This window comes from Leifsonia sp. NPDC080035 (genome assembly GCF_040050925.1).
Taxonomy (GTDB): Bacteria; Actinomycetota; Actinomycetes; order Actinomycetales; family Microbacteriaceae; genus Leifsonia.
The window spans coordinates 3,069,882-3,096,315 of the sequence record NZ_CP157390.1 but is presented as its reverse complement, the minus strand read 5'-3'; the positions used below and the strand labels follow the sequence as shown (position 1 = coordinate 3,096,315).

The following is a 26,434-nucleotide window of genomic DNA, read 5'->3' as shown; positions in this document are numbered from 1 at the left end:
CCCGGGCGTGTCCGGGCCGCCGGGCCGCGCGCAACCGGCCGTTCACCGGGCCTCGCTAGGCTCGTAGCGTGACCGACACCCCCGCATCCTTCGCCGACGACCTCGACCTCGCGCTCCGGCTCGCCGATCGCGCCGACGAGATCTCGAGCGCCCGCTTCCGCTCACGCGACCTGCACGTGGACACGAAGCCCGACCGCACGCACGTCACCGAGGCCGACCTGGCCGTGGAGCGCGCGCTGCGGGAGGAGCTGGCGTCCGAGCGGCCGGAGGACGGCATCCTCGGCGAGGAGTACGGCACGGAGGGCGACGCCCACCGCCAGTGGATCATCGACCCGATCGACGGCACCGCCAACTACCTTCGCGGCGTCCCGGTGTGGGGCACGCTCATCGCCCTCGCCGTGGACGGCGTCCAGGTCGTCGGCGTGGTCAGCTCGCCCGCCCTCGGCAAGCGCTGGTGGGCGGCGACGGGGGCCGGCGCGTGGACGAGGGATGCGGCAGGCGCCGAGCCGCGCCCCCTGCGCGTCTCCGGCGTCGCCGACCTGGAGCACGCGTCGATCAGCTTCCAGAGCATCGCGCAGTGGGACGAGGCCGGCTACCTCGACCGGCTCATCGCCCTGACCCGCAGCGTCTGGCGCGACCGTGCCTACGGTGACATGTGGTCGTACATGCTGCTGGCCGAGGGCGTGCTGGATGCGGTCGGCGAGTTCGGCGTGAAGACCTACGACCTCGCGGCGCTCATCCCGATCGTCGAGGAGGCCGGCGGCGTGTTCACCTCGGTGACCGGCACCCCCGGCCCCGGCAACGGGTCATCGCTGGCCTCCAACGGCCTGCTGCACCCGGCGCTCCTCGACGCGCTGGCGTAGCGCCGCCGGGTAGCGCCGCGACATTTGGTGCAAATATCGATTGCACGCGCGGCATAGCCACGATTTGGCACAAATGTCGCCGAGGCCGAGGAGGGCCGAGGAGAGCCGAGCCGAGCCGACGCGGTCACGCCCCGGCGAGCACCTCGTCGAGCCGCTCGTAGCCCTCGACGACGCCGCGCTCCATGCCGGAGGCGACCATGCCGTCGCGCGCCTCCACCGTCGGGTAGACGGCGTGGGCGCGCACGCGCGTGCGACCGCCCTCCAGCGGTTCGAACGTGACGGACTCGATGCTCACCACGTCCGGCACGCCCTCGAACTCGAACGTCTGGATGGCGAACTCGTTGTCCCGTACGACGTGGAAGACGCCGTTGAACCGGTACTCGGACGAGCCGTCCCTGTGCGTGTAGCGGTAGCGCCCTCCGGTGCGGAAGTCGTACTCCTCCACGTCCATCTCGTAGCCGCGCGGGCCCAGCCAGCGCTGCACGAGCTCCGGCTCCTTGTATGCACGGAAGACGGTCTCGACGGGGTGGTCGAACTCCCGCTCGATGTCGGTGAATGGCAGCCCCTCGGGGGCGGTGATGGTGACGGCGTTGCTCATTGTTCTCACTCCTTCGTGTCGGTGCGCCCGTCGCCGGGACCGTCGAGCTTCTCGAGCACGGCGTCGAGCGTGCGGAACCGCTGCTCGTGGACGAGGCGGTACCGGTCGATCCAGCCGGTCAGCTCCTCGAGAGCCGTCGGCGCGAGGTGGACGGGGCGGCGCTGGGCCTCCCTGGTGCGGGTGACGAGACCGGCCTCCTCCAGCACGTGGATGTGCCGGGAGACGGCCTGCGTCGTGATCGCGAACGGCTCGGCGAGCTCGTTCACGGTGGCGGGGCCGCGGCTCAGGCGGGCGATCATCGCCCGGCGCACCGGGTCGGCGAGGGCCCGGAACGCCCTGTCGAGCCGGTCCTGTGTCGCCGCGTCCTCATCCATGTGCAACCTTTGCATTGTTCAACACTTTCGTTTAATAGCATAGGGGCGCGTCGGCCTCTGCGCAAGAGGCCGTTCCCCCTAGGCTCGACCGTGTGAGCGACTCCACCGAACCCCTCGTCCACATCGCCGATTTCCGGATGGACTTCGGCCGCACGACCGTGATCCGCGACCTCTCCTTCGACATCGCGCGCGGTGAGACGTTCGGCTTCCTCGGCAGCAACGGCTCCGGTAAGACCACGACCATCCGTGCTCTGCTCGGCATCTACCAGCCGACCGCGGGCGTGCTGCACATCGACGGCACGGTCTTCACGCCCGAGGTCGGCGAGCGTCTCGGCTACCTTCCGGAGGAGCGCGGGCTGTACAAGAAGGAGTCTGTCATCGACGTGATGGTCTACTTCGGCAAGCTGAAGGGCCTCGGCAAGGAGCAGGCGCGCCGCTGGTCGCGCGAGTACCTGGAGCGCGTCGGGCTCGGCGACAAGGAGAAGGTGCGCCTCGACAAGCTCTCCGGCGGCCAGCAGCAGAAGGTGCAGCTCGGGGTGACGATCATGAACCAGCCGGAGCTGCTCATCCTCGACGAGCCGACCAAGGGCTTCGACCCGGTCAACCGGCGCCTGCTGATGGACATCATCGACGACCAGAAGCGCGCGGGCTCCACGGTGATGATGGTGACGCACCAGATGGAGGAGGTCGAGCGGCTCTGCGACCGCGTCATCCTCCTGAAGGACGGCGTCTCCCGCGCCTACGGCACCGTCTCCGAGGTGCAGGAGCAGTTCGGCGGCACGATCATCCGCGTGGAACACGACGGCGTGATCCCCTCCTCCCCCGACTACCGCATCGCGAGCGACGCCGGCGGCCGCGCCGAGCTGGAGGTCGCGAACGACGCCGACACCGCCGCCATCCTGCGCGGGCTGATCGGTGCCGGCCTCGACATCACCCGCTTCGCTCCCACCCGCAAATCCCTCGACGACATCTTCGTCGAGGTGTACGGCTCCGAGAGCCGCGAGGAGGACTGACCATGGCCCGCCACAACCTCTCCACCGTCATATCGTTCGAGTTCCTGAGGACCGTCTCCAAGCGGCGGTTCTGGGCCGTGACGCTCATCCTCCCCATCCTCGTGTTCGGTCTCGGCGGCCTGATCATCGCTTCAAACGTCTCGACCGCGAACACCGCCGATCAGCAGAAGAACGCGCGCTTCGAGTTCCTGTACGCCGACGCCTCCGGCCTCATCGACCCGGCGATCGCCCGCGAGTACGGCGGCGAGAAGGTCGAGAGCAGCTCCGAGGGCGTCGAGGAGGTGCAGATCGGCGGCACCGAGGCGTTCTTCGACTACCCGGCGAACCCCGCGAAGGAGACGGTGCGCGTCTACGGCGCCGACGCCGGCCTGTTCCAGAACAGCCGCTACTCCGCCGTCGCCGAGTCGCTGCTGTCCACGAGCGTGGAGAAGTCGCTCGACCGGCCGGTGGATGTCGCCATCCTCCGCGGCGAGGTGGACACGGCGACGACGACGTTCAAGGACGGGAAGGTCGCTCCCGGCTTCGAGGCGATCCTGCCCGCGCTGATCTTCCTCGCCGCGTTCTTCATCGTGATCGTGTTCCTCGGCAACCAGATGCTGAACTCCACGCTCGAGGAGAAGGAGAACCGCGTCACGGAGATGATCCTGACCACGATCAACCCGACGAACCTGCTGATCGGCAAGGTGATCTCGCTGTTCGCCATCGGGATCATCCAGATCGCGGTGTTCGCCCTGCCGATGCTGATCGGCTTCCTGTTCTTCCGGGATCAGCTCAACATCCCGAGCCTCGACCTCAGCGGGCTGGTCTTCGACCCGCAGAAGATGATCGTCGGCGCGCTGATCCTGATCGGCGGCTTCGCCCTCTTCACCGGGACGCTCGTCGCCGTGGGCGCGGTGATGCCGACGGCGAAGGATGCGGCGCCGGTGTTCTCCGTTGTGATCTTCGCCGTGGTGATCCCGCTGTACGCGTCCGGCTTCGCGGTCAGCTCGCCGCAGGCGCCGATCGTGCAGATCCTCGCCTACTTCCCGTACACCGCGCCGATCACGGCGCTCATCCTGAACGCGTTCGGCTCGCTGCCGCTCTGGCAGGCGATCATCATCATCGTCGAGCTGTTCGTGCTCGCGGCGATCGTGTTGCGGCTCGCGGCGCGGCTGTTCCGGTACGGCTCGATCGAGTACTCCAGCAAGGTGAAGATCCGGGATGTGCTGAGCAGGCGTCCCGCCGCCGAGCGGACCGGGATGCGCTGATGCGCGCCGTGACCGTTCCCGCCCCGGGCGGACCGGACGCGCTCACGCTCTCCGACGTCCCCGAACCGCAGCCGGCGGAGCGCGAGGTGCGCATCAGGGTCACGGCGGCCGGCGTCAACGGCGCCGACCTCAGCCAGCGCCGCGGGTACTACCCCTCCCCCGCCGGCGCGCCCGCCTGGCCGGGGCTCGAGGTCTCCGGGGTCGTGGACGCGGTCGGCGACGCCGTCTCCGACTGGTCGGTCGGCGAGCGGGTGTGCGCGCTCCTGCCCGGCGGCGGCTACGCGGAGCAGGTGACCGTGGACCAGGGACTCGTGCTGCCCGTGCCGGACTCCGTCGACCTCGTGGAGGCGGCCGGGCTCCCGGAGGTGACCGCGACGGTGTGGTCGAACGTGGTCGACCTGGGCGGCCTCCGCGCCGGGGAGACGCTCCTCGTCCACGGCGGCAGCAGCGGCATCGGCAGCATGGCGATCCAGCTGGCCCGCGCGTTCGGCGCGAGCGTCATCGCGACGGCGGGCAGCCGGGAGAAGGCCGATTTCTGCCGGCGACTCGGCGCCGACGCCGCCGTCGACTACCGCACAGACGACTTCGTCGCCGCCGCGCTGGCGGCGACCGGCGGACGCGGCGTGGACGTCGTCCTCGACATCGTCGGCGGCGCCTACATCCCCCGCGACCTGGAGGCGCTCGCGACCGGCGGCAGGATCATGTCGATCGCGGTCAGGGACAGGACCCTCGCCGCGGTGGACATGGGGATGCTGATGAGCAAGCGTGCGCGCATCCAGGGCACGACGCTCCGGGCGCGCCCGCTCGCCGAACGCACCGCGATCATCGCGGCCGTGCGGGAGCACGTCTGGCCCCTGATCGCGGACGGCACCGTCCGCCCGGTCATCGACGCGGTGTTCCCGCTCGAGGACGCCGCGCAGGCTCACCGGCGGATGGAGTCCTCCGCGCACCTCGGGAAGATCCTGCTGCGCGTCTGACCGACGCGGCGTACAGGGCGGCCGCGCCTGCGGCCCCGATCGCGTAGGCGACCAGGTCGCTCCACTGGAAGGTCGACCCGAGCACGAGCTCGGCTCCCGGAACCGCTGCCGACAGCACCGCGGGGACGCCCGTCAATTGGAGCACCTCTACCGTCGCGCACACGGCGAAGCCGATCGCCCCCGCCCACCGTGCGGCCAAGCGCGGAGCGAGGAGCGCCACGAGCGTCACCATCAGGACCGCGTACAGGGCGTCCCCGGCGAAGGCGCCGGCCCAGCCGTCCACGGTCTTGTGGACGGTCAGCCCAGCGACCACGATGAGGACGGCCGCCGTGAGCAGGGCTGTGCGGCGCCTCACGATCCCGGTCATCCTCCGACGCTAACCAGCGGGCGACCGCACGCGCGTCATCCGCGGGGAGGATTGCGTGCGCCGCCCGGCCGGGTGGGAGGATCGATGCATGACCGCCCAGCCGTCCGATTCCGCCCTGTATGCCCTGCCCAAGGCCGAGCTGCACCTGCACATCGAGGGGACGCTCGAGCCCGAGCTCGCGTTCGAGCTCGCCGCCCGCAACGGCGTCTCACTCCCCTACGACTCGGTGGAGCAGCTGGCCGAGCAGTACGAGTTCTCCGACCTGCAGTCCTTCCTCGACCTCTACTACGCGACCATGGACGTCCTGCGCACCGAGGACGACTTCGCCGAGCTCACCCGCCGCTACCTGCGCACCGCGTCCGAGCAGGGCGTCCGGCACGCCGAGCTCTTCTTCGACCCGCAGGCGCACGTCGAGCGCGGCATCCCGATCGAGGCGGTCGTCGACGGCATCTCCGGCGCCATCGCCGAGGGCGAGCGCGACCTCGGTATCAGCGGCGGGCTCATCCTCTGCTTCCTGCGCGATCAGCCGGTGGAGTCGGCGGACGCCATCCTGAGCGCCGCCCTGACCCGGCCTGACCGGCTGCTCGGGGTCGGGCTCGACTCCGCGGAGGTGGGCTACCCGCCGGAGCTGTTCCGGGACGTGTTCGCCCGCGCGAGGGATGCCGGCCTGCACGCGGTCGCGCACGCCGGCGAGGAGGGTCCGCCCGCCTACATCGTCCAGGCGCTCGATGTCCTGGGGGTGGAGCGCATCGACCACGGCATCCGGGCGATCGAGGACCCGGCGCTGCTGGACCGGCTGGCCGAGGAGGCCGTGCCGTTGACGGTCTGCCCGCTCTCGAACGTGCGCCTGCGCACCGTCCCCGAGCTGGCCGCTCATCCCCTGCACCGGCTGGAGGAGGCGGGAGTCCTCGTGACGATCAACTCCGACGACCCCGCCTACTTCGGCGGCTACATCGGTGAGAACTACACGGCCGTCCGCGACGCACTCGGCCTCACGGCAGACCAGGCGGAGCGGTACGCGCGCACCTCCATCCACGCCTCCTTCGCCTCCACCGCGCGCAAGGCCGAGCTGCAGCAGGCGGTGGACGCGTGGCGGGGCTGACCGGATCGGGGCCCACCACGCCGGCGTCGATCACGCGGCCCGACGGCCGTTCCGTGCGCTTCTTCGACACCGGAGGGCCGGATGACGCCCCGGTGCTGGTGTGGCACCACGGGACGCCGCAGACCGGCGCGGTCATCGCGCCGATCGCCGAGGCGGCCGGTCGCCGCGGTGTGCGGGTCGTGTCCGTCGCGCGCCCCGGCTACCCCGGCTCCGATGCCCTTCCGGGCCGCACGGTGGCCGACGCGGCCGCCGACGTCATCGCCGTGCTCGACGCCCTCGGCGTCGACCGGTTCGTGACCGCGGGCGCCTCCGGCGGCGGTCCGCACGCGCTGGCCTGCGCCGCGCTCGCACCGCGCAGGGTGACCGCCGTTGTCGCCCTCGCCGGCATCGCGCCGTTCTGGGGCTCGCCGGACTGGTTCGCCGGGATGACCGACCCGGGTGGCCTCCAGGCCGCGCTCGCCGGGCCGGCGGCGCGCACCGCCCACGCCGCCACCGCGGAGTTCGACCCCGATTCCTTCACGCAGCGCGACTATGCGGAGCTGGAGGGTGTGTGGCGCGCCCTCGGCCAGGACGCCGGAGCGGGCGCGGCCGAGGGGCACCAGGGCGAGATCGACGACGACCTCGCCTACGTGGCCCCGTGGGGCGTCGAGCTCGGCTCGGTCACGGTCCCCACCCTTCTGGTGCAGGGCGGCCGCGACCGCGTCGTCCCCGCCACCCACGCCGGCTGGATGCTGGAGCGCCTCCCGCAGGCAGAGCTGTGGCTGCGGCCGCACGAGGGCCACGTCTCCGTGCTCACCGCCCTCGCCCCGGCGCTGGAGTGGGCCTTCGGGCAGTGACGCCGGAGAGCGCAGCGACACCGTAGAACGGCGGGTCTTGCGGAATCCCTGAGAGCGGGAGCAGTATTCACCTGTTGCTGCGGCCGGCCAGGCGGCCGCGGTTCCCGCCTTGCGCGACGGGACGGCGCTATTGGGGGTCGCATGAATACGGCGCAACTACCGACGGACCTGCTGCACTGGGTGCTCGCCGTTCTGCCGATCGTGGCGCTGCTCGTCTTCCTCGTCCCCCTGCGCTGGCGCGCGCCGGAGGCGGCGCCGATCGCGATGTTCATCGCCGCGCTCGTGGCGGTCTTCGCCTTCCGCACGCCGTGGGACACCCTCGCCATCGCGTCCGCGAAGGGCGTGTGGGATGCGGTGTTCATCCTCTATGTCATCTGGCCGGCCCTGCTGCTCTACCAGGTGACGAAGCAGGCCGGAGCGTACGACGCCCTCCGGCGCGGGATCTCGCGGTTCAGCCGCAACGAGCTGTTCATCATCCTCGCGCTCTCCTGGGTGTTCGCGTCGTTCCTGCAGGGCATCGCCGGTTTCGGCGCTCCTGTCGCCGTCGTCGTCCCGCTGCTGATCGCCATCGGCGTGAAGCCGGTGTACGCGGTCGCGATGGGCGTGCTCGCCCACGCCTGGGCGCGCTTCTTCGGCACCCTCGGCGTCGGCTGGCTGGCGACGGTGCAGGTCGCCGACCTGGACGACCTGGTGAAGGCGGCGTTCCAGTCGGCCCTGCTGATCCTGATCCCGACCTACCTCGGCGGGTTCCTGGTCGTGTGGTTCTACGGGCGCTGGGCGGCGATCCGGCACGCGTGGCCGATCGTGCTGATCCTCGGCACGATCCTCGGTGTCGGTCAGATGCTGGCGACGCTGTTCAGCCCGGAGCTCTCGACGTTCCTCGCCGCCGCTGTCGCCCTGGTCGCGCTGTACCCGCTCTCGCGGTGGCGTCGCTACGGGGAGCCGATCCGCAACGTCCCGGTGCGGCCCGCGATGGTCGAGCGCCCGGTGGAGGACGCCGGCGACGAGCGTCCGCCCGTGATGAGCCTGCTGATGTCGTTCCTGCCGTACATCATCCTGCCGATCGTGACGCTGAGCGTGCTGCTCATCCCGCCGATCAACGACACCCTTCGGCAGTTCCGGGTCGGCCTCCCGTTTCCCGCGGTGGACACCGGCTATGGCATCCACAACGCTGCGACGGACAGCTATGCCCCGGTCAGCGTGTTCACGCATCCGGGCATGATGCTGCTGGTGACGGCGATCGTCGTCTGGATCGTGTACCGCGCCAAGGGCTACTACCGGTTGTGGGCGCAGCGGGAGAAGCCGGAGCGGATCTGGTCGGCACTGCTGACCGACGCGGTGCCCGCGTCGGTGCCGGTGATCGCGTTCCTGGTGACCAGCCGGATCCTCGACCACAGCGGACAGTCGCAGACCATCGCGCTCGGCATCGCCGCGATCTCGCCTCCCCTGGTCTACGCCGGCATCTCGAGCCTGATCGGTGCGCTCGGCGCGTTCATGACCTCGAGCTCCACCGCATCCAACGTGCTGTTCGGCGGCGTCCAGAGCGATGTCGCGCATCTGCACGGCATCAGTGCGGAGTCCATCATCGCCGCTCAGGCGGCAGGAAGCGCGTACGGCAACGCGATCGCGCCGGCGAACATCGTGCTCGGCACGAGCATCGCCGGCATCAAGGGTCAGGAGGGCTCCGTCCTGCGCCTGACCATCTGGTGGACGGTGGTGGTCGCCGTCCTCACGGGCATCGGGACGATCCTGCTCGTCCTCTTCACCTAGGGAGCAGCCATGGACAGGAAGCTCGTGATCGAGACGCTGGCGATGATCCTGCTGATCGTCGCGTTCCCCCTCATCAGCATCGGCGCGACGAACGGCATCACCGCCCTGTGGGTTCTCGGCTTCGTCGTGTTCGTCGTCGGGTCGATCCTGCCGGTCTGGACCCGCTTCATGAACCACGCGGCCGACGTGCCGCGGGACGTCGGCATGGAGTTCGACGACCGCGTGTCGTGACCGCTCGAAAGGAGACGCTCCGATGAGTCATCCCGATGGACCGCGAACCGGTAGGCCGCCCTTCCGTGCGTCGAGCGGAGCCGTGTCTACCCCGCACTATCTCGCCAGCTCGGCCGGCCTGAACGCGCTGCGCCGCGGCGGGAGCGCGGTGGATGCGGCGATCGCCGCCAACGCCGTCCTCTGCGTCGTCTACCCGCACATGGCCGGGCTCGGCGGCGACGGCTTCTGGCTGATCGCCGACCCGGCGGAGAGCCGCGTGCACGCCATCGACGCGTCCGGGCCCGCCGCCCAGGAGGCGACGCTGGAGACCTACCGCGGCCACAGTCCCGACGGGATCATCCCGGCGCGCGGCCCGCTCAGCGCGCTCACCGTGCCGGGGGCCGTCGACGGCTGGCGGCTCGCCCACGAGCGGTTCGGGAAGCTGGACTGGGAGACGTTGTTCGACGACGCCGTGCGCTACGCCCGCGACGGGATGCCCGTCAGCCGCTCGCTTGCCGACTGGCTGGTGCAGGACGAGCCGCTGCTCGCCCGCTCCCCGCAGGCCGCGTCGATCTTCCTGCCGGGCGGACGCGTGCCCCGCGACGGCGAGCGCATCGTGCAGTCGGACCTCGCCGCCTCGCTCGAGACGATCGCCGCGGAGGGGGCGCGGGCCGGCTTCTACGACGGCGCGCTCGCCGAGCGGATCTGCGCGAGCATCCGCGCGCAGGGTTCCCCGCTCGCGCCCTCCGACTTCGCCGGCTACCACGCCGAGTGGGTGGAGCCGATCAGCACGAACTACCGCGGCTACGACGTCGTGGAGCTGCCGCCGAGCACGCAGGGCTTCACCGTGCTGCAGATCTTCAACATGCTGAACGGCTTCGATGTGGCGGGGTGGGGCGAGGGGACGGCGGACTACTACCACCACATGGCCGAGATCGTGAAGGTCGCCTTCGCCGACCGCGACGAGTGGCTGACCGACCCGCGCTTCGTCGACCTCCCGATCGAGAGGATGATCGCGACGGACTACGCCGACGAGCGCCGCGCGCTGATCGATCCGGAGCGGGCGCTCGACATCGCGGCGGTCCCGGCCGGGATCCCGTACCCGCGGCCGCACGAGCGCGTCGCGCCCTCCGGGGACACCTGCGCGTTCAGCACCGCCGACGCGGACGGGATGGTCGTCTCGCTCATCCAGTCGATCTACCACGACTTCGGCAGCGCCGTCGTGGCCGACGGCACCGGCATCATCCCGCAGAACCGAGGCGCCTTCTTCTCCCTCGACGAGGCGCATCCCAACCGGCTGGAGCCGGGGAAGCGCACCTTCCACACGCTCGTGCCCGCCATGCTGCTGAAGGACGGCGCGCCGTTCCTGGCCTTCGGGTCGATGGGAGGCGAGGGCCAGCCGCAGTCGCAGGCCGCGATCGCGACGCGCATCCTCGACTTCGGCTACGACGTGCAGCAGGCCGTCGAGGCGCCGCGCTGGCTGATGGGCCGCACCTGGGGAACGCCGTCGCGGAACCTGTCGCTGGAGGGCAGGATCTCGGACGAGGTCGCCAGGGAGCTGAAGCGCCGCGGTCAGCCGGTGCAGCTGGTCACCGACTGGAACGACAACCTCGGCCACGCCCAGGCCATCCTGGTGAACAGGGAGACGGGCTTCTACGAAGCGGCGGCGGACCCCCGCGGCGACGGGCTGGCCGTGGGCTACTGATGACGCCGCACATCGCGATCACCCTGGCGGTGATCCTCACCGCGATGGGGTTCTTCATCTGGAACCGGGTGCCGGCGGCGGTCGTCGCCATCGGTGCCTCGCTCGTCCTGTTCTTCACCGGGGTGATCTCGGTCCAGGAGACGCTGAGCGGGTTCGGCGACCCGGTGGTCATCCTGATCGTCGCCCTGCTCGCCATCGCCGTCGGGCTCGAGAACGCCGGCGTCGGCGTCTGGGCCGGTCAGCTGCTGCTGCAGAGGACCGGGACCAACCCGACCGTCCGTCTCGTCGCGATCATGCTGGCCGCGGCGATCTTCAGCGGGCTGATCGGGATGAACGGCGCCGTCGCCGCCATGCTCCCCATCGCCGTGCTGGTCGCGGTGCGCACCGACACGGCGCCGTCCCGGCTGATGATCCCGCTGGCGTTCGCGTGCCTCACCGGCGCCAAGCTGACGCTGCTCGGCAGCCCGGTGAACGTGATCGCCGCGACGCAGGCGGACGAGGCCGGCGTCGGGCACATCGGCTTCTTCGAGTGGGCGCTCCTCGGCATCCCGCTTCTCGCCGGGACGATCGCGATCACGGCGCTGCTCGGCAAGCGGCTGCTCCCGGAGCGGCACAGCGCCTCCATTCCGGCGGACCTCAGCCGCCACGCCGTGACGCTGGTCGAGCAGTACAAGCTCGACGACGGACTGCACTGGCTGCGCGTCCGGGACACGTCACCCCTGGTCGGGCGGCCGCCGGCGGACGTCGACCTGGCGGCGTACCCGGGGCTCGCGCTCGTCACCGTGCTGCAGAGCGACGGCGCGTCCCCGGTGACCCGCGGCAGCATAGCTATCGACGACCAGGTGCTCGTCCGCGGGGACGAGGGCGAGATCGGCCGGCTGGCGGGCGCGCTGCACCTCGGCCTCCGGCCACCGACCGAGACGGCCTCGGTCGCCGGCTCGCTCGTCGGCAGGGATGTCGGGCTCGCGGAGGTCGTCATCCCGCAGCGGTCCGCGATGATCGGGCGCTCGGTCTTCCCGGGGATGACGACGGACGACGGCGGGATGCAGATCCTGGCCGTGCAGCGCGGCGGCGACGACGTCCGCGATGTGCCCGTCGACCTGCAGGCGGGCGACCACCTGCTGCTGCAGGGTTCGTGGACGGCGCTGGACACCCACCTCGCCGACCCGCAGCTGCTCGTGGTCGACTCCCCGGACGTCGTCAAGCGGCAGACCGTCGCGCTCGGCCGCGGCGCTCCCGCCGCCATCGGCATCCTCGTGCTGCTTGTCGTCCTCCTCGCGTTCGACCTGGTGCCTCCCGCGATCGCCGCCGTGCTGTGCGCCGCGCTCATGGTGGTGTTCCGCGTGGTGAAGCTGCCCGACCTCTTCCACCGGATCGACTGGAACACGCCCATCCTCATCGGCGCGATGATCCCGCCGGCGATCGCGATGATGACAAGCGGCGCGGCGGCCCTGATCGGCGACTACGTCGTGACCGCGCTCGGCGCCGCGGGGCCGTACGCGGTGCTGGCCGGCCTCTTCCTCGTCAGCGCACTCATCAGCCAGTTCATCTCGAACACCTCCGCCGCCCTGGTGATGATCCCGATCGGCCTGGCGACGGCGTACGAGCTCGGCGTCTCGGCCCTGCCGATGATGCTCGCGGTCGCCATGGGCGCCAGCGCCTCCTTCCTCACCCCGTTCGCGAACGGGGTGAGCCTGATGGTCTACGGTCCCGGCGGCTACCGCTTCGGCGACTTCTGGCGGCTCGGTCTCGTCGTGCTGGCCTGGACGCTCATCGTGAGCGTCGTGGTGATTCCGCTGGTCTGGCACTTCTGACGCGGGCTGGCTCCGCCGCCGAACTATGCTGAACCTGTGCCAGAGGAGACTGCCCTTCCGCGCCGGCGGTTCGAACTCGACCTGCGCCGCCCGCGCATCGGCTGGCATCCGAGGCCGACCGTCGTGTTCGACGGCCACGGCCATCCTGCCCAGTGGGGTGTCGGCACGTGGCAGACCGCGGCCGACGGCTCCGCCCAGGTGAGCGTCTACCTCTTCAACCGCGTGTGGCGTTACGGATCCGCCTCGGCCGTCGTCACCGCGGAGGGTCCGACTCGGCTGGTCTACCGCGCACCGCTGCTGCCGTTCCTCCCCGGCTCCCTGCGCGCCGAGCCCTAGCCCGCGGCCGGTCCGGACAACCCCTTGAGCATCGTCGCCAGCTCCGGGGCGAGGTCGAGCGAGTACTTCGCCGTCAGGTGGTTGCCGTCGGTGCGCACGGGGATCGTCCCGACGAAGGCCGGGCACCGATGGTCGGCCGAGCAGAACCAGGACGACGTGTCCTCGTACACGGCGCCCGCCGCCTTCGCGGCGCTCTGCTCCGCCTCCTGCACCGAGAACCATGATCGGGTGATCTTCGACTCGCAGGACGCCGGGGTGGCGATGCGCGTGGCGCAGGTCAGCAACGCCTTGCCGTCCGGTGGCGAGGACAGCACGACGATCTTCCCGGTCTTTCCGGCGAGGGCCGCGAGCGTCTTCGCCGTCCCCTTCTCCAGCTCGGACTGCCCGGTCGCCCCCTCGGCGTGGTCGGAGAGCCGGTTCAGCGTCGCCGTCGCGGTGGCGAGGATCGTGATGTCCGGGTGCAGCTCGCCGATGGCGCCGACCGCCCAGTCCCGATGCTCGTTGCAGCCGGTGAACACCTGCCCGCCGGTCCAGGTGACGTTCACCGTGGCTGCGGGGCATTGGCCCATCGTGAACGGGTGGATGCGCCAGCCGAGCGTCTTCGCCGCGGCGCGCAGTCCCGGCATCCAGGAGATGCCGATGGAGTCACCGAGCACCGCGACGTCGATCGCGGCGTCGGCGGGTCCGGACACGCAGCGGTCGGCGTTGGAGTCGGTGATCTCGGCGCAGCCGTCGGCGTTGACCTCCTTCACCCAGTTCTCCGTTCCGAGCTGTTCCACCGGCGGCGTGAGCTGAGGGATGGACGACGCGCCCAGCGCGGCCACGATCCGGGCGTCGCGCCCGGTGAGCGCCGGGGCGGTGCCGCCTCCTCCGGTCGTCGTGGCGACCACGGCCGCGCTTGCCGTGCTGGGCGTGGCCAGCGGCAGGAGGCCGTATGCCGTGAATCCGATCGTCCAGACCGCGGCGACGGCGAGGGCCGAGTACACCAGGAGGGGCTTCCTGATGGCGCGGAACCGCTGTTTCCGGTTCCATCGGAGCCCGCGTCTCTCGTCCGCCGGGATCCGCTCGAGCCACCGCGAGCGGCGGATCGGATCCTCGACACCGTGGAAGGACGCGACCGAGATCCCGAAGATCAGGGCGGCGGCGAGGACGAAGAACAGCGCGGAGCCGCCGGGAAGCGCAGCGCCGAGCAGGATGATGACCGGGAAGTGCCAGAGGTAGAGCGAATAGGAGATCGTGCCCAGGTAGTTGGAGACCGGGTTCGTGAGCGGCCACAGGAACCGCGCGGGCGCGCCCGTCCCCGCCGCGATCACGGCGGCCGTGCCGATCACCGGCAACGCGGCCCACGGTGCGGGGAACGGCATCTGGTCGGAGATGGTGAACAGCGCGACACCGATGGCCGCGAGCCCGACCCACGCCATGACCACGCGAACCGCTCCCGGCAGGCGGCCGAGCGCCGGGGCGAGCACGGCGAGGAGCGCACCGAGTCCGAGCTCCCAGGCGCGGGACAGCGTCGAGAAGTACGCGAACGACGGATCGTCGCTGCTCTCGAGCATCGACCACGCGAACGATGCCACGACGATGACGGCCATGGCGATCGCGATCACCCGCCGGACCGGGAACCCCTTTGCGAGCGGGAGACGGCTGCCGATCACAATGATCAGCAGCATCAGCCACGGCCAGACGAGGTAGAACTGCTCCTCGACGGCGAGCGACCAGTAGTGCTGCACGGGCGAGACGGGGCCGTCCGCCTGGAAGTAGTCGGTACCGATCACCGCGAGGTGCCAGTTCTCTGCGAAGAAGAACGCCCAGATGCTGTCCACCAGCGTCTGCATCGCCCGGCCCAGGTTGAACAGCAGGAACGAGACGACCACCGTGACGGCGAGGGCCAGCGTCGCCGCGGGGAGGATCCGCGTGATCCGACGCCGGTAGAAGCCGACGAACGAGATCGACCCGGTGCGGTCGTGCTCCTTGAGGAGGAGCCCCGTGATCAGGAATCCGCTGATGACGAAGAAGATGTCGACGCCGACGAAACCGCCGACCGGCCAGGCGAGGAGGTGGTCGAGGATGACCGCGATCACGGCGACAGCGCGTAGTCCCTGGATGTCGAGCCGCGGGGCCGACCGCGTGTGCCCTCCCACGGTCGGCGTCGCTGCGCGTGGTCCCGCCGTCTGCACCGTCATCCCGTCGCCCTACCCTCGCCCTGTCCTGGCCAAGGTGGCCACCGTCCGCAGGCCCCTGCCCTTGGCGTCCGGTGCCGCGTCCGCCCACTGGCCCAGCGGAAGCTCTGCACGCACCCAGCGCGGGGTCCCTGTCATCATGACCCCGAGCGGCTGGACATCCATCGCCTCCAGCTGCCCGACGATCCGGGCGAGGTCGTCCGAGCGGGTCCTCCCGTACCGGGCGACGACCACCACGGCATCCGCCCGCGGAGCGAGCGCGGCGACGTCGAGGGGACGCGAGCGCGCGCCGGCCTGCGCGATGAGCACCTCGTAGCCGGAATGGAGATCGTCGATGACGGCCGTGACCGGCCGCGCGGACCCCTGATGCGCACGTGGAGGATCGAGCTCGCCCGCCGGGAGGATCGCGAAGCCCTCCGTGGCGGGACGGACGATGGCCGCGTCCAGCCGCACGGCGCCCGCGAGGACGTCCCCCAGCCCCACCGACTGTTCCTGCGGCGGGAACGGCAGCGACCCGCTCGCGCGAGCGTCCGCCTCGAGCACGCAGACCGTGCGCCCGGTGTCCGCCGTGGCCCTCGCCAGGTCGAGCCGGAGCGTGTCGACGGAGGAGACGCCGTCGGCAGGGACGAGCACGAGCAGCCCGAGCTGACGGGCGTTCGTGAGCCGCCGGAGGGCAACCATGGCGTCCACGTAGGCCTCCGAGTCGCCCCGCGCCCCGTCGCCGCCGGAGGCACTCCGCCGCTCGCGCGGCCCGCCCGGCAGCTGCGCGAGGAGCGGGAGGCCCGTCGCCCGGCGGACATCCTCCGCTGTCCGGACCGCGCGAGACGTCAGCGAGAGCAGGATGGCGAGGACGAGTCCGGCCGCCGTCCCGCCGGTGACGCCCAGCAGGAGGTTGAGCTTCGCATCCGGGGACTGCGGGGCGGCGGGCGCCGTCGCCGGCACGGTCAGCGCGAGCTGGACGGACGACCCCGCCTGCTTGGCCGATTCCAGCTGGCCCACCTCGTTCGAGAGGTGTTTGGCGACGGAGTTCGCGAGGTCGGCGGCGAGGACGGCCGTCGTGGCCTCGGCGGTGACCTTCAGCGAGACGGTGTCGATGGGGTTGGTCGCCGACACCGCGCTCGCGAGCTGTTGCGGCGTCGTGTGGAGTCGCAGCTCACGGATGACCGGAGTCAGCACGTCCGGGCTGTCGACCAGGTCGGGGTAGGACTTCACGCGTTGCACGCTGAACTGCGAGCGGTCGTAGAGCGATCCGCTGTCGGAGTCGACCTTCAGGAACAGCAGCGCGCTCGCGGTGTACTTCGGGGTGGTCAGCATGGTCACCGCGACCGCCGCGTTGACACCGATGAAGACGCATATCACGACGGCAAGCCAGCGTTCGCGGAAGACCCGCAGATAACCGGCGATGCTCATCGAATGTCCCGTTCGTCGCGTGCGCGTGAGTGTCTGGATCCCCACGAAACATAACACTGTTAGTGAGGATTCCTCGACACCCATTCGGGGGTACGGGACGCGTGGGCCGGGCGCTCAGTCCGGGTCGAGCGCGTGCGCGGCCGCCCCGACGAGGGTCGCCCGCGTGCCGAGCCGCGCGCGGATCAGCGGCGCGGACGAGGGGCCGGGCAGCGCGCCGTCGTGCATCGCCCGCGCCACGATGTCGAGATAGGGCGCGCCGAGTTCTGCGACACCGCCGCCGACCACCACGCACTCGACGTCCACCAGGTTCAGCGCGTCGGCCAGTCCTCTGCCGAGGGTCTCGGCGCCATCGCGGATCACCTCCGCCGCCACCGGATCCTCCTCGCGCAGGGCTCCCAGGTCCCGCAGCGATCGGGCCACTCCGCTGCGAGCACGATACGCGGCTTCGAGGGCGGGACCGGAGACGTACGCCTCGAGGTGTCCGGTCTGGCCGCACGTGCAGCGCGCGGGGGGACGGCCGGACGCGGCGATGTGACCGAGCGAGCCGGCGGTCCCCGTCCGCCCCGTCCGCAGCCGGCCGTCGAGCACGAGCGCACCGCCGAGGCCGGTGCCGACGGTGGCCATCAGGAAGCTGCGCACGCCCCGAGCCGCCCCGAAGCGCAGCTCGCCGAGAGCGGCCGCGTGGACGTCGTTCAGCGCTCGGACGGAGCGGCCGAGAGCCGCCTCCAGCTCCGCCCGCAGCTCGAATCCGGCCCACCCGGCGATCGCGTCCGTCGCCGAGAGCACGCGCCCGCCGGGGGCGAGCACGCCCGCAGAGCCGACGCCGACGGGCACGGAACCGGGGAGGGATGCCGCTCGCGCGACCTCCTCCACCATGCTCTGCAGCGTCGCGACGATCGCCGCGGGTCCGGCGGCCGCCGGCGTCGGCCGGGTCGAGACGGGCGTGACGAGTGCGCCGGAGTCGTCCACCGCCGCGACGGCGAGCTTCGTGCCGCCGATGTCGACGCCGATCGCGCTCGTCGTCGACGGGGTCCCCGTCACGAGCGGGTCCGCGCGGCGAGCGGAGCAGCGGCGATGAACCGGGCCGCGATCGCCGCAGGGTCGGTCACCGCGCCGCCGACGACGACGGCGTGCGCACCGATGCGGAACGCTTCCCGCACCTCGTCGGGCGTCGTGAACCGCCCCTCCGCGACGGTTCTCACCCCCGCCAGCGTCAGCGCACGCACGAGCTCCAGGTCCGGTCCGACGTGGTCCCCCGCGCTCTCCGGTGTGTACCCGGAGAGGGTGCTGCCGACCAGCGTGGCACCGGCCTCCCAGGCGAGCAGTCCCTCCTCGAGGGTGGAGACGTCCGCCATGACCGGACGCCCGGTCGCCTCCGCCACCCGGCGGATGTGGTCGAAGTCGTCGCCGAGCGCCTCCCTCGTCGCATCCACGGCCACGATGTCCGCACCGGCCGCGACCAGTCCCGCCGCGAGTTCCACCGTCGGCGTGATGATGTTCCGCGTGCCGTTGTCCACCTTGTGCAGCCCGATGATCGGACGGTCCGTCAGGCCGCGCACGGCTGCGATGTCGGCAGGGCCGTTGACTCGGAGCCCTGCCGGCCCGCTCTGCAGCGCTGCCGCCGCGAGCGCGGCGATGATCGCCGTGCTCCGCAGCGGGCTGCCGGCGCTCGCCTGCACGGACACGACGAGGCCGCCGGCGAGCGCGTCGACCGCTGTGCCCGCCCGCTCCGTGATGCTCATTTGAGTGCCCCCGCACTGACCCCGCCGATGAAGAACTTCTGCCCGATCAGGAAGATCAGCAGAGCCGGGAGCGTGAACAGCACGCAGGCGGCCATCAGCGGACCCCAGGCTACGTCGTTCTGTCCGAAGAACGCGTACAGCCCGATCGAGAGCGTGTAGTTCTGCGCGTCGTTCAGGTACACGAGCGGGTTGAGGAAGTCGGTCCACGTCCACACGAACTGGAAGATCGCCGCCGTGACGATGGCGGGCCGCGCGATCGGCAGCACGATGGTCGCGTAGGTGCGGAACTCGCTCGCGCCGTCGATCCTGGCCGCCTCGATGAGCTCGCGCGGCACGTTCATGAGGAACTGCCGGATCATGAAGATGAAGAACGGCGTGCCGAGGAACGCGGGCACCACCAGCGGCAGGTACGTCCCCATCGCCCCGACGCCGTTCCAGATGAGGAAGACGGGGATGAGGGTCACCTGCGGCGGCAGCATCATCGTCGCCAGCACCGCGATCAGGAGCGGCCGGGATCCCGCCCACTGGATCTTCGACAGCGAATAGGCCACCAACGGGCAGCTGATCACCGTCCCGAGCACGCTGAGCCCGGTCACGAGCAGGGTGTTGAGGAGGTAGCGGACGACCGGGATCTGCTCGAACGCCTGCTGGAAGTTGCTCAGCGTCCACTCGCTCGGCCACAGCGTCGGAGGCGAGTGGAACACGTCGTTCGGCAGCTTGAACGCGGTGGACACCATTGTCAGCAGCGGGAACAGGAACAGCAGGGAGAGCACGATGACGAGCCCGTAGCGTCGCGCCGCCCTGGTCAGCCGTCGCCCGAGCGGCCGCCGTCGCGTGCTCCGGACGGGCGGCGGCGCCACCGTCGGCCGCGGAGGTGCTTCAGTCAGAGCCATAGTGAACCCATCTCTTCGACGTGGCCAGCACGATGAGTGTCACGACGAGCGTGACGAGGAAGAGGATCCACGCCATCGCCGACGCGTAGCCCATCTTCAGGAACACGAACGCGTTCTGGTAGAGGTACATCGCGTAGGTGAGCATCGACCCGCCGGGGCCGGCGCTCGCCGAGTTGAGCCGCTCCTGCGAGAGCAGGTAGGGCTGGGTGAAGATCTGCAGGAAGCCGATCAGGCTGACGATCACCTGGAACAGCGTGATCGGGCTGATCACCGGCCAGGTCACGTTCGTGAACCGGCGCCACGCTCCCGCGCCGTCGAGCTCGGCCGCCTCGTACAGCTCGTGCGGGACGTCCTTCAGCGCCGCGAGGAAGATGATCATCGTCCCGCCGACCGTCCACCACGTCATCAGCAGGATGGACGGCTTCGACCAGTCCGGCTCCTGCAGCCAGTTGGGCCCGTCCACCCCGAACAGGGAGAGGAAGTAGTTCACGAACCCGTACTGGGTGTTCAGCAGCCAGCGCCACAGGTACCCGCCGACGACCATCGGGACGATGGAGGGCAGGTAGACGAGGGCCCGGTAGAGCGGCTGACCGCGCACGGGGAAGTTCAGGAGGTGCGCTCCGGCCAGGGCGATGGCGAGGGCGATGGGGACGCCGAAGATCGTCAGGTAGAGCGTGTTCCAGAGCGACTTCCAGAAGTTCGGGTCGTCGAACAGCCCGGTGTAGTTGTCGAGGCCGACCCACTGCGGGGCCTGGAACAGGTTGAAGTCGGTGAAGCTGTAGTACGCCGACGCGAGGATCGGGTAGCCGTAGAGCACGGCGAAGCCGACGAGGAACGGGGAGGCGAACGCCATCCCGAGCCAGAAGGTCCTGCGGGAGACCCGCCGCGGCCGGCCGGGGCGGGGGCCGGCAGCGGTGTCCGCTGCCGGCCCCGCGGTCCCCCGCCGGGCCTCGGTCGAGGCGTCAGCGAGTGGCATAGCTCGAGACCCGCTTCTCGACCCCCTCGAGGGCCTGCTTCGGCGTCGCCGCGTCGCGGACCACGTCGTCGAAGGCCGCCGCGAGGTCGGTCGCGTATTCGGCGGAGTACGGCGCGCTCGCCAGGGAGACCGCGTTCGGGCTCTTCAGCGCCTCCGCCCAGACCGAGAAGTTCTTCAGACTCGAATAGGCGTCGCTGTCGAGGAGCGACGTGCGGGCGGGCAGGTTGCCGAGCGCCAGCGAGAAGTCGGTCATCGGCTTCTCGCTGACGAGGTACGCCAGGAACGTCGCCGCCTGCTCCTTGTGCTTCGAGTTCGACGGGATGAACAGCGTGCTGGAGGAGACCATTGTCGAGTTCTCGTACTTCGGGTCGCCGGCGGGGATGGCCGTCACGCCCCAATCCAAGTCCGGCGCCGCGGTCGCCGCGCTGACAGCCGTCCACTCGCCGTCGAAGCGCATCGCCATCTTGCCCGAGTACAGCGGGTCCTGGGCTGAGAGGTACTGACCCTCGCCGCCCTTGAACGCGGCGAGCTTGTCGGCGCCGACCTTCTTGACGATGTTGTCCTGGTACCAGGTGAGGCCCGCGATGTTGCCCGCATCGGTGGGGGTCGGACCCTTGTCGTCCGTCCACTTCCCCCCGAACGCGATGCCGATCGCCTCGAGTGTGCTGCTGTAGTTGGAGGAGCCGAGCCCGAGCTGGGTGATGGCCCCGTTCGCGTCCGTCTTGGTGAGCGCCGCAGCGGCCGCCGCCAGCTCGTCCATCGTCTTCGGCGGCTGGATGCCCGCCTCGGCGAGCAGCTTCTTGTTGTACACCAATTGCAGGCTGTGAACCGCGATCGGCAGCGCGTAGGTCTTGCCCTTGAACCGCATCTGGTCCATGGCACTCGGGACGAAGTCGCCCGTATCGACCTTGTCGGCCTTCAGGTAGTCGTCGAGCGGGGCGATGATCCCCTTCGACGCCCATGCGCCGACGCTGTCTCCGAAGTTGTCCGAGATATCGAACGACCCGCTGGAGGACGACATGGACGTGAGTTGCTTCTGCGCGTCGGGGCTGGACACGCCCTTGACGACGATGTCCTTCTGGCTCGCGTTGAAGTCCGCGATGATCTTCTCCAGCGACTTCGCTTCCGCACCGCCCCACAAGTACGAGAAGGTGATCGTGGTGGGGCCGTCGCCCGCTCCGTTTGACGAGCAGGCGGCGAGCGGGAGCGCGACGAGCGCGGACGCCGCGAGAGCGACGACGCGGGAGCGGCGGGACCGTTTGGTCTTCATTCTGTGTACTCCATTTTCTCGGACGTTGGGGCGAGATGATGTGATTGGAGCGGACCACCTCGTTGTGATTGAAGCGATATTGACAGAGGGGGCGGCATGGAGTCAACATATTGGTGCATACCAATGAAGGTGAAGAGGTCGGAATGGCTGTCAGTACGAGTGTCATGAGCCCGGGGGAACCGGCCGGAGAGCTCACCAAGCAGGAGACGGTCCGGCGCTATCTGAAGGCGCAGATCGAGAGCGGGATGAGCGCGCACGAGAAGCTCCCCACCGAGCGCGACCTCGCGGCGTCGTTCGGGGTCAACCGGCTCACGATCCGCCGGGCGATCGATGACCTCGAGCGGCACGGGATGGTGTACCGCGTGCAGGGGTCCGGCACGTTCGTCAGCGCCACCCCGATCAGCAAGACGCTGGAGTTCACCTCGTTCTCGGAGGACATGCGGCAGCGCGACATGGTGCCGGGCTCACTCTCGGTGAGCCTGTCCGTCGAGCCCGCGGGCATGGCGGTCGGCTACGCGCTGGGCCTGAGCCCCGCGCTCCCGGTCGTGCTGATCCGCCGCGTGCGGACCGCGAACGGGGCGCCCATGTGCCTGGAGACCACCCGTCTCCCGGCGGAGCTCGTCCCGGGGCTCGAGGACGGCATCCACGGCGACTCGCTCTACGACGACCTCGCGGATCGCTTCGGGATCGACGTCGTGCGCGCCGACCAGCAGATCCAGGCGACCGTCCTCGGCCAGGAGGATGCGGCCGAGCTGCAGGTGCCGCCGTTCTCCCCCGCGTTCCTCGTCCAGCGGACGGCGTACGACGCGCGCGGTCGCGCCGTCGAGTTCGCCCAGTCGCTCTACCGGGGCGACCGCTACTCGTACACCCTGTCCATCGCCCGCACGAGCATCCCCAAGGAGTCCTGACATGGCCGCCGGCGCCGCCGCATCCCGTCCCCGCATCGCCCTCCTCCCCCTCGACGACCGCCCGGTGAACGTGCTGCTCCCGCAGGATGTCGCCCGCGTCGGCGGGTATTCACTGGACGTCCCGCCGGAGCGCATCCTGCCCTCTTACCGCCAGCCCGGGGACATCGCGGAGCTTGCCGCCTGGCTGCGCGAGCGCGCGCTCGATCCCGCGACGACGCACCTCGTCGTCTCGCTGGACATGCTCTGCTACGGCGGCCTGATCGCCAGCCGCATCAGCGAGGATGCGACCACCGTGGCGCTCGCTCAGCTCGACGTGCTGCGGCGGCTGAAGCGGGAACGGCCGGGCCTCGTCATCAGCGCCGTCTCGCTCGTCATGCGGGCGAGCAACTCGTACTCGGCAGCCGAGGAGCCCGGGTACTGGACCTCGTACGGCAAGGAACTGCACGCCCTCGGCGGCGCCGTGCACCGTCTCGACGCCTCCTCGGACGACGTGTCGCTGAGCGAGCTCACCGACGTGCCCGCCGAGATCGTCTCCGACTTCGCCCGGCGCCGCGTTCGCAACCACATCGTCAACCTGACCGCCCTGACCCTCGTCGACGAGGGCGCGATCGACTTCCTCGCGGTGACCGCGGACGACACCGCCACCCACTCCGCGGGCTCCGCCGAACAGCAGTGGCTGCGGCACTGGATGCGCTTCCTGCCCGCCGGGGACACCGTGCTCATGTATCCGGGAGCCGACGAGGTGGGCGCCGCCCTCGTGGCGCGGGCCATCGCTCAGACCGCGGGCGCACGCCCGTCCGTCCGCGTCTCCTGCCGAGAGCCCGGTGGCCTCGACCGCACACCACCGTACGAGAACGTGCCGCTCTCCGAATCGATCAACCGCCAGCTGCGCGCCTCCGGGGCGTCGCTCGCGGAAGCCCACGCCGAAGCCGATGCCGTGCTCGTGGTGCACGCGCCGGATCCCGAGCGTCACGACATGTTCGGCGGGCACCCCGACCGTCACGACGCGAACGCGGTCGAGCGGACCGCCGCGGCCGTCCGCGAGGAGCTCGGTCGGGGCAACGCGGTCGCGGTCGCCGATGTCCGCTACCCCAACGGTGCGGACGCGGAGCTGGTCCGCGCGCTCGGCCGCGCGGGTGCGCTCGGCGAGCTGATCGCCTTCGGCGGCTGGAACACCGCGGGGAACACGCTGGGCGGCGTGATCGCGACGACCGTCGCCGCGCTGGTCGGCCGCGGGGCGTCGGATCGGGACGCACGGCGCGCCCGCTCCGCGGTCCGCCAGGCCCTGTTGACCCGCCTCCTCGACGACTACGCCTACCAGGCGGTCGTTCGCTCCGAGGACGGGCCGGCGCTGTTCCCCGATCACCTGCCGGTGGCCGACGACGAGGTCGTCGCCAGGGCAGAGCGCGCGATCGCCGATCGCCTGCGCGACACCCTGCGGGACGAGCTCCCGGGCGAGGACTGGACGCTGACGTCGCTCCGGCTCCCCTGGCGGCGCAGTTTCGAGGTCGAGCTGACGCTCGAGCCCAGCGAGCGCTGAGGGCACCGCGACCCGCGGCGTACACACGAACAGGGCCCTTTCCGCGCGGAAAGGGCCCTGTTCGTGTGTGGCCGCGAGGCTCAACAACGCGTGACAGCGACCGAATGGTGGAGATGGGGGGAATCGAACCCCCGTCCACTGCTGTGGTCATGTGCCTTCTACGGGCGTAGCCAGTGAAGTCGCTTTCTCGGCCCCGGAGCTTGTCGCTGGCACCTGCTCCGACGGGCCCAGTATCAGTGGAAGTCCCTCTGCGCCCTGATGCTCAACGCAGAAGCAAGTTCTCTAGCTGACGCCAGGATCCGGGTAGAGAACGATTCCCGGTCTGACGGTCTCTTCAAATGGCGAAGGGGAACTTACGCCGCGAGGGCGAAGTCGGCCTTGGCCGAGACAGTGCTCTTGTTATTGGCACTTATTTTTTCGCATGGATCGTTAACGAGATAACCATGCATCCTCGACCCGCTTCTCACACTCTCGCAGACAATGTCGAAACCGATCATCCCCATGCGACGGCCGTGCGGCCGGGTCGTTGTCACGCGCTGTTGAGTTGTCACAGATACAGTCCTCGCCACTCGGGCGAGCTTCTAAGCATACAACAACCGGCGGCTTCCTTCTATGCCACGATCGGTGGATGGCCGACACGATCATCACCGTCCAGGGCGAGTACGAGCTGCGGCACCCCGCGGAGCGCGGCGCCGTGCACCTGCAGGTCGAGTACGAGGGACCCGATCGCCAGGAGGCGCTGGCTCTCGCGACGCAGCGCCACGCCTCCCTCGTCAGCGAGCTGCGCGACCTGCACCAGCCGCAGAGCGGCCCCGTCACACACTGGTCCTCCGACCAGATGCGGGTGTGGGGCGAGCGGCCGTGGAACCAGGACGGCCACCGGTCCGACCCGGTCTATCACGCGCAGATCGGCATCGACGCGACCTTCTCCGACCTGAGCGCGCTGTCCGACTGGGTCGGCGTCGTGTCCCTGCAGGAGGGTGTCACGGTGCAGGGCGTCAGCTGGACGCTCACCGAGGCGCGGCGGCAGAGCCTCACGCAGGAGGCGCGCCGTCGGGCGGTGGAGAACGCCGTCGCCAAGGCGACCGTGTACGCCACCAGCCTCGGGCTGAGCGGCGTCCGTCCGCTCGCGCTCAGCGACCCCGGGATGCTCGGCGACACGTCCGCTCCCGGCCAGCCCCCGCAGCCGATGTTCGCCCGCGCGGCCTCGGCCGACCTCGGCGGCGCCGCTCTCGCCCTCAAACCGGAGGAGCTGACCATCGAGGTCCAGGTTCACGCTCGCTTCGCTGCGTCCTGATCCCCCGGGTGTCCGCCCGGACTCATGGAGTGAGGGCGCGGCCCACGAACGCGACGTGCGCCGGGTTCATGCGCAGCCAGTACGCGTTGTTGTGCCCGCCGGCCGTGAAGCCACCGGCGGGCCGGGACGCGAACCCCGCGACATAGTCCTCGTCGTTAGCGCAGAACCCGTCGCCGGTGCCGCAGTCGACGCGAACGGCGACGCCCTCGAGCGCATCCTGGCGTCCGAAGACGGTGTTGCGCGCGAAATCCGCCGCGTCGTCGAAGGAGCCGTGCGGGGTCTGCGGGAACGCGTGCCAGAGCGCCGGGCTCGCCGCGGCGACGGCCGCGACCCGGCTCGGGCCGAGCACTCCGGCCAGCCGGAGGGCGCCGTATCCGCCCATCGACCAGCCAAGAAGTCCGATCCGCTCGGTGTCGAGGCCGTGCCGGCCGAGCAGCGGCAGGAACTCGTCCACCACCATCGCCGACGCGTCCTCGCCGGAGTGCCGCGGGTGCCAGTAGGTGTTGCCGCCGTCGACCGAGGCGATGGCGTACGGCTGGCCTCCGTCGGCCACGTACTGCGCGAGGAAGGCCTCCAGCCCGTGCGCGTGTGCGCCGAAGGCCGTGCTGTGCGTGTTCGAATAGCCGTGCAGGACGACGGCCACGGGGAGGCGGTCGCCCGGCCCGCTCCCGGGCGGGTACGCGATGGTCCATCCGCAGTCGGCCCCGAGCCGCGCGCCGGAGCGGAATCGGCCCTGCACCAGGGGTCCGCTCTCAACGTGCGGCACGGTCCCCGCCGGCCCATCGAGACCGAGCAGCCGGTACAGGGTCGAACGCCCCGGCAGGACACCGGCCAGCGATGCCGCCGGCACTCCGACGCCCACCGCGACCACCGCCGCGGCCGCACCGCTCACGATCAGCGTCCGTCGGGAGACCCGGCGTCGCGCGGGCGCGGCCTCCCCCTGCCCGTCATCCGGCTCCGTCACCCGGACATTCTCCCCCGCTCATCGCGGTCAACGGTGACCGAC

General features: G+C 70.7%; 24 protein-coding genes and 1 other RNA gene. 14 read left to right on the top strand and 11 right to left on the bottom strand.

All coding sequences use genetic code 11. The features are described 5' to 3' along the window. The first annotated feature begins 68 nt into the window (after positions 1-68). Entirely contained in the window at positions 69-863 is a 795-nt protein-coding gene (locus AAME72_RS14990) for an inositol monophosphatase family protein (RefSeq protein ID WP_348787351.1), read from the top strand. Positions 864-987: 124 nt separating this feature from the next. Here AAME72_RS14990 and AAME72_RS14985 read toward each other — a convergent pair whose 3' ends face one another. Together AAME72_RS14985 and AAME72_RS14980 are read right to left on the bottom strand one after the other, a co-directional pair. Next, positions 988-1,461, bottom strand: a complete 474-nt coding sequence (locus AAME72_RS14985) for an SRPBCC family protein (protein ID WP_348787350.1) — start codon at positions 1,459-1,461, stop codon at positions 988-990. Between the two features lie 5 nt (positions 1,462-1,466). Further along, the gene (locus tag AAME72_RS14980; protein WP_348787349.1) at positions 1,467-1,835 is read right to left on the bottom strand and encodes a metalloregulator ArsR/SmtB family transcription factor; all 369 of its coding nucleotides are present in this window, start codon (positions 1,833-1,835) and stop codon (positions 1,467-1,469) included. 137 nt (positions 1,836-1,972) lie between these two features. Between AAME72_RS14980 and AAME72_RS14975 the strand changes: the two genes are divergently transcribed. The 10 genes from AAME72_RS14975 to AAME72_RS14930 all read left to right on the top strand — a co-directional run bounded on the left by AAME72_RS14975 (position 1,973) and on the right by AAME72_RS14930 (position 13,212). Further along, a complete protein-coding gene (locus tag AAME72_RS14975) occupies positions 1,973-2,848 on the top strand; it encodes an ATP-binding cassette domain-containing protein (RefSeq protein ID WP_348790145.1) in 876 nt (291 codons plus the stop codon). A gap of 2 nt (positions 2,849-2,850) precedes the next feature. Continuing rightward, positions 2,851-4,095: an ABC transporter permease gene (locus tag AAME72_RS14970; RefSeq protein ID WP_348787348.1), complete on the top strand. Its 1,245-nt coding sequence runs from the start codon at positions 2,851-2,853 to the stop codon at positions 4,093-4,095. After that, positions 4,095-5,072 (top strand): NAD(P)H-quinone oxidoreductase, encoded by a 978-nt coding sequence (locus AAME72_RS14965; protein WP_348787347.1) that lies wholly within the window; start codon positions 4,095-4,097, stop codon positions 5,070-5,072. The genes AAME72_RS14970 and AAME72_RS14965 overlap by 1 nt, the downstream gene beginning before the upstream one ends. Before the next feature lie 455 nt (positions 5,073-5,527). Further along, a complete protein-coding gene (locus AAME72_RS14960; protein WP_348787346.1) occupies positions 5,528-6,541 on the top strand; it encodes an adenosine deaminase in 1,014 nt (337 codons plus the stop codon). Next, on the top strand, positions 6,529-7,377 hold the full coding sequence (locus tag AAME72_RS14955; protein WP_348787345.1) for an alpha/beta hydrolase: 849 nt from the start codon (positions 6,529-6,531) through the stop codon (positions 7,375-7,377). The genes AAME72_RS14960 and AAME72_RS14955 overlap by 13 nt, the downstream gene beginning before the upstream one ends. 141 nt (positions 7,378-7,518) lie before the next feature. Further along, complete coding sequence (locus AAME72_RS14950; RefSeq protein WP_348787344.1) at positions 7,519-9,147, top strand: L-lactate permease; 1,629 nt, start codon at positions 7,519-7,521, stop codon at positions 9,145-9,147. Between the two features lie 9 nt (positions 9,148-9,156). Then, positions 9,157-9,378 carry a hypothetical protein gene (locus AAME72_RS14945; protein WP_348787343.1) on the top strand — a complete coding sequence of 74 codons (222 nt, stop codon included), beginning with the start codon at positions 9,157-9,159 and terminating at the stop codon, positions 9,376-9,378. A gap of 82 nt (positions 9,379-9,460) precedes the next feature. Continuing rightward, positions 9,461-11,062, top strand: coding sequence for a gamma-glutamyltransferase (gene ggt, locus AAME72_RS14940; protein WP_348787342.1), 1,602 nt, complete (start codon positions 9,461-9,463; stop codon positions 11,060-11,062). Continuing rightward, the gene (locus AAME72_RS14935) at positions 11,062-12,876 is read left to right on the top strand and encodes an SLC13 family permease (RefSeq protein ID WP_348787341.1); all 1,815 of its coding nucleotides are present in this window, start codon (positions 11,062-11,064) and stop codon (positions 12,874-12,876) included. Before ggt ends, AAME72_RS14935 begins: the two co-directional genes overlap by 1 nt. Positions 12,877-12,912: 36 nt before the next feature. Then, on the top strand, positions 12,913-13,212 hold the full coding sequence (locus AAME72_RS14930; RefSeq protein WP_348787340.1) for a hypothetical protein: 300 nt from the start codon (positions 12,913-12,915) through the stop codon (positions 13,210-13,212). On the opposite strand, the gene AAME72_RS14925 is transcribed toward AAME72_RS14930, so the two are convergent. The 7 genes from AAME72_RS14925 to AAME72_RS14895 form a co-directional block, all read right to left on the bottom strand. Next, entirely contained in the window at positions 13,209-15,395 is a 2,187-nt protein-coding gene (locus tag AAME72_RS14925) for an acyltransferase family protein (RefSeq protein ID WP_348787339.1), read from the bottom strand. The two genes, AAME72_RS14930 and AAME72_RS14925, sit on opposite strands and share 4 nt — an antisense overlap. A 9-nt stretch (positions 15,396-15,404) precedes the next feature. Next, positions 15,405-16,802, bottom strand: coding sequence for a Wzz/FepE/Etk N-terminal domain-containing protein (locus AAME72_RS14920; RefSeq protein WP_348787338.1), 1,398 nt, complete (start codon positions 16,800-16,802; stop codon positions 15,405-15,407). A gap of 114 nt (positions 16,803-16,916) precedes the next feature. Next, a complete protein-coding gene (locus AAME72_RS14915; protein ID WP_348787337.1) occupies positions 16,917-17,843 on the bottom strand; it encodes an ROK family protein in 927 nt (308 codons plus the stop codon). Next, entirely contained in the window at positions 17,840-18,544 is a 705-nt protein-coding gene (locus AAME72_RS14910) for a putative N-acetylmannosamine-6-phosphate 2-epimerase (RefSeq protein WP_348787336.1), read from the bottom strand. Before AAME72_RS14910 ends, AAME72_RS14915 begins: the two co-directional genes overlap by 4 nt. Then, positions 18,541-19,437: a carbohydrate ABC transporter permease gene (locus AAME72_RS14905; protein WP_348787335.1), complete on the bottom strand. Its 897-nt coding sequence runs from the start codon at positions 19,435-19,437 to the stop codon at positions 18,541-18,543. Before AAME72_RS14905 ends, AAME72_RS14910 begins: the two co-directional genes overlap by 4 nt. Continuing rightward, complete coding sequence (locus AAME72_RS14900) at positions 19,424-20,413, bottom strand: sugar ABC transporter permease (protein WP_348787334.1); 990 nt, start codon at positions 20,411-20,413, stop codon at positions 19,424-19,426. The genes AAME72_RS14905 and AAME72_RS14900 overlap by 14 nt, the downstream gene beginning before the upstream one ends. After that, on the bottom strand, positions 20,400-21,683 hold the full coding sequence (locus AAME72_RS14895; protein WP_348787333.1) for an ABC transporter substrate-binding protein: 1,284 nt from the start codon (positions 21,681-21,683) through the stop codon (positions 20,400-20,402). Before AAME72_RS14895 ends, AAME72_RS14900 begins: the two co-directional genes overlap by 14 nt. Before the next feature lie 164 nt (positions 21,684-21,847). Between AAME72_RS14895 and AAME72_RS14890 the strand changes: the two genes are divergently transcribed. Together AAME72_RS14890 and AAME72_RS14885 are read left to right on the top strand one after the other, a co-directional pair. Next, positions 21,848-22,591, top strand: coding sequence for a GntR family transcriptional regulator (locus tag AAME72_RS14890; RefSeq protein WP_348787332.1), 744 nt, complete (start codon positions 21,848-21,850; stop codon positions 22,589-22,591). A 1-nt stretch (position 22,592) separates the two neighbouring features. After that, on the top strand, positions 22,593-24,131 hold the full coding sequence (locus AAME72_RS14885; RefSeq protein WP_348787331.1) for a DUF4127 family protein: 1,539 nt from the start codon (positions 22,593-22,595) through the stop codon (positions 24,129-24,131). 105 nt (positions 24,132-24,236) lie between these two features. Here AAME72_RS14885 and ssrA read toward each other — a convergent pair. Next, positions 24,237-24,632, bottom strand: a transfer-messenger RNA (tmRNA) gene (gene ssrA / locus AAME72_RS14880). Positions 24,633-24,759: 127 nt separating this feature from the next. On the opposite strand from ssrA, the gene AAME72_RS14875 reads away from it, so the two are divergent. Beyond that, a complete protein-coding gene (locus tag AAME72_RS14875) occupies positions 24,760-25,428 on the top strand; it encodes an SIMPL domain-containing protein (protein ID WP_348787330.1) in 669 nt (222 codons plus the stop codon). Between the two features lie 22 nt (positions 25,429-25,450). On the opposite strand, the gene AAME72_RS14870 is transcribed toward AAME72_RS14875, so the two are convergent. Further along, on the bottom strand, positions 25,451-26,392 hold the full coding sequence (locus AAME72_RS14870; RefSeq protein WP_348787329.1) for an alpha/beta fold hydrolase: 942 nt from the start codon (positions 26,390-26,392) through the stop codon (positions 25,451-25,453). Positions 26,393-26,434: the final 42 nt, after the last annotated feature.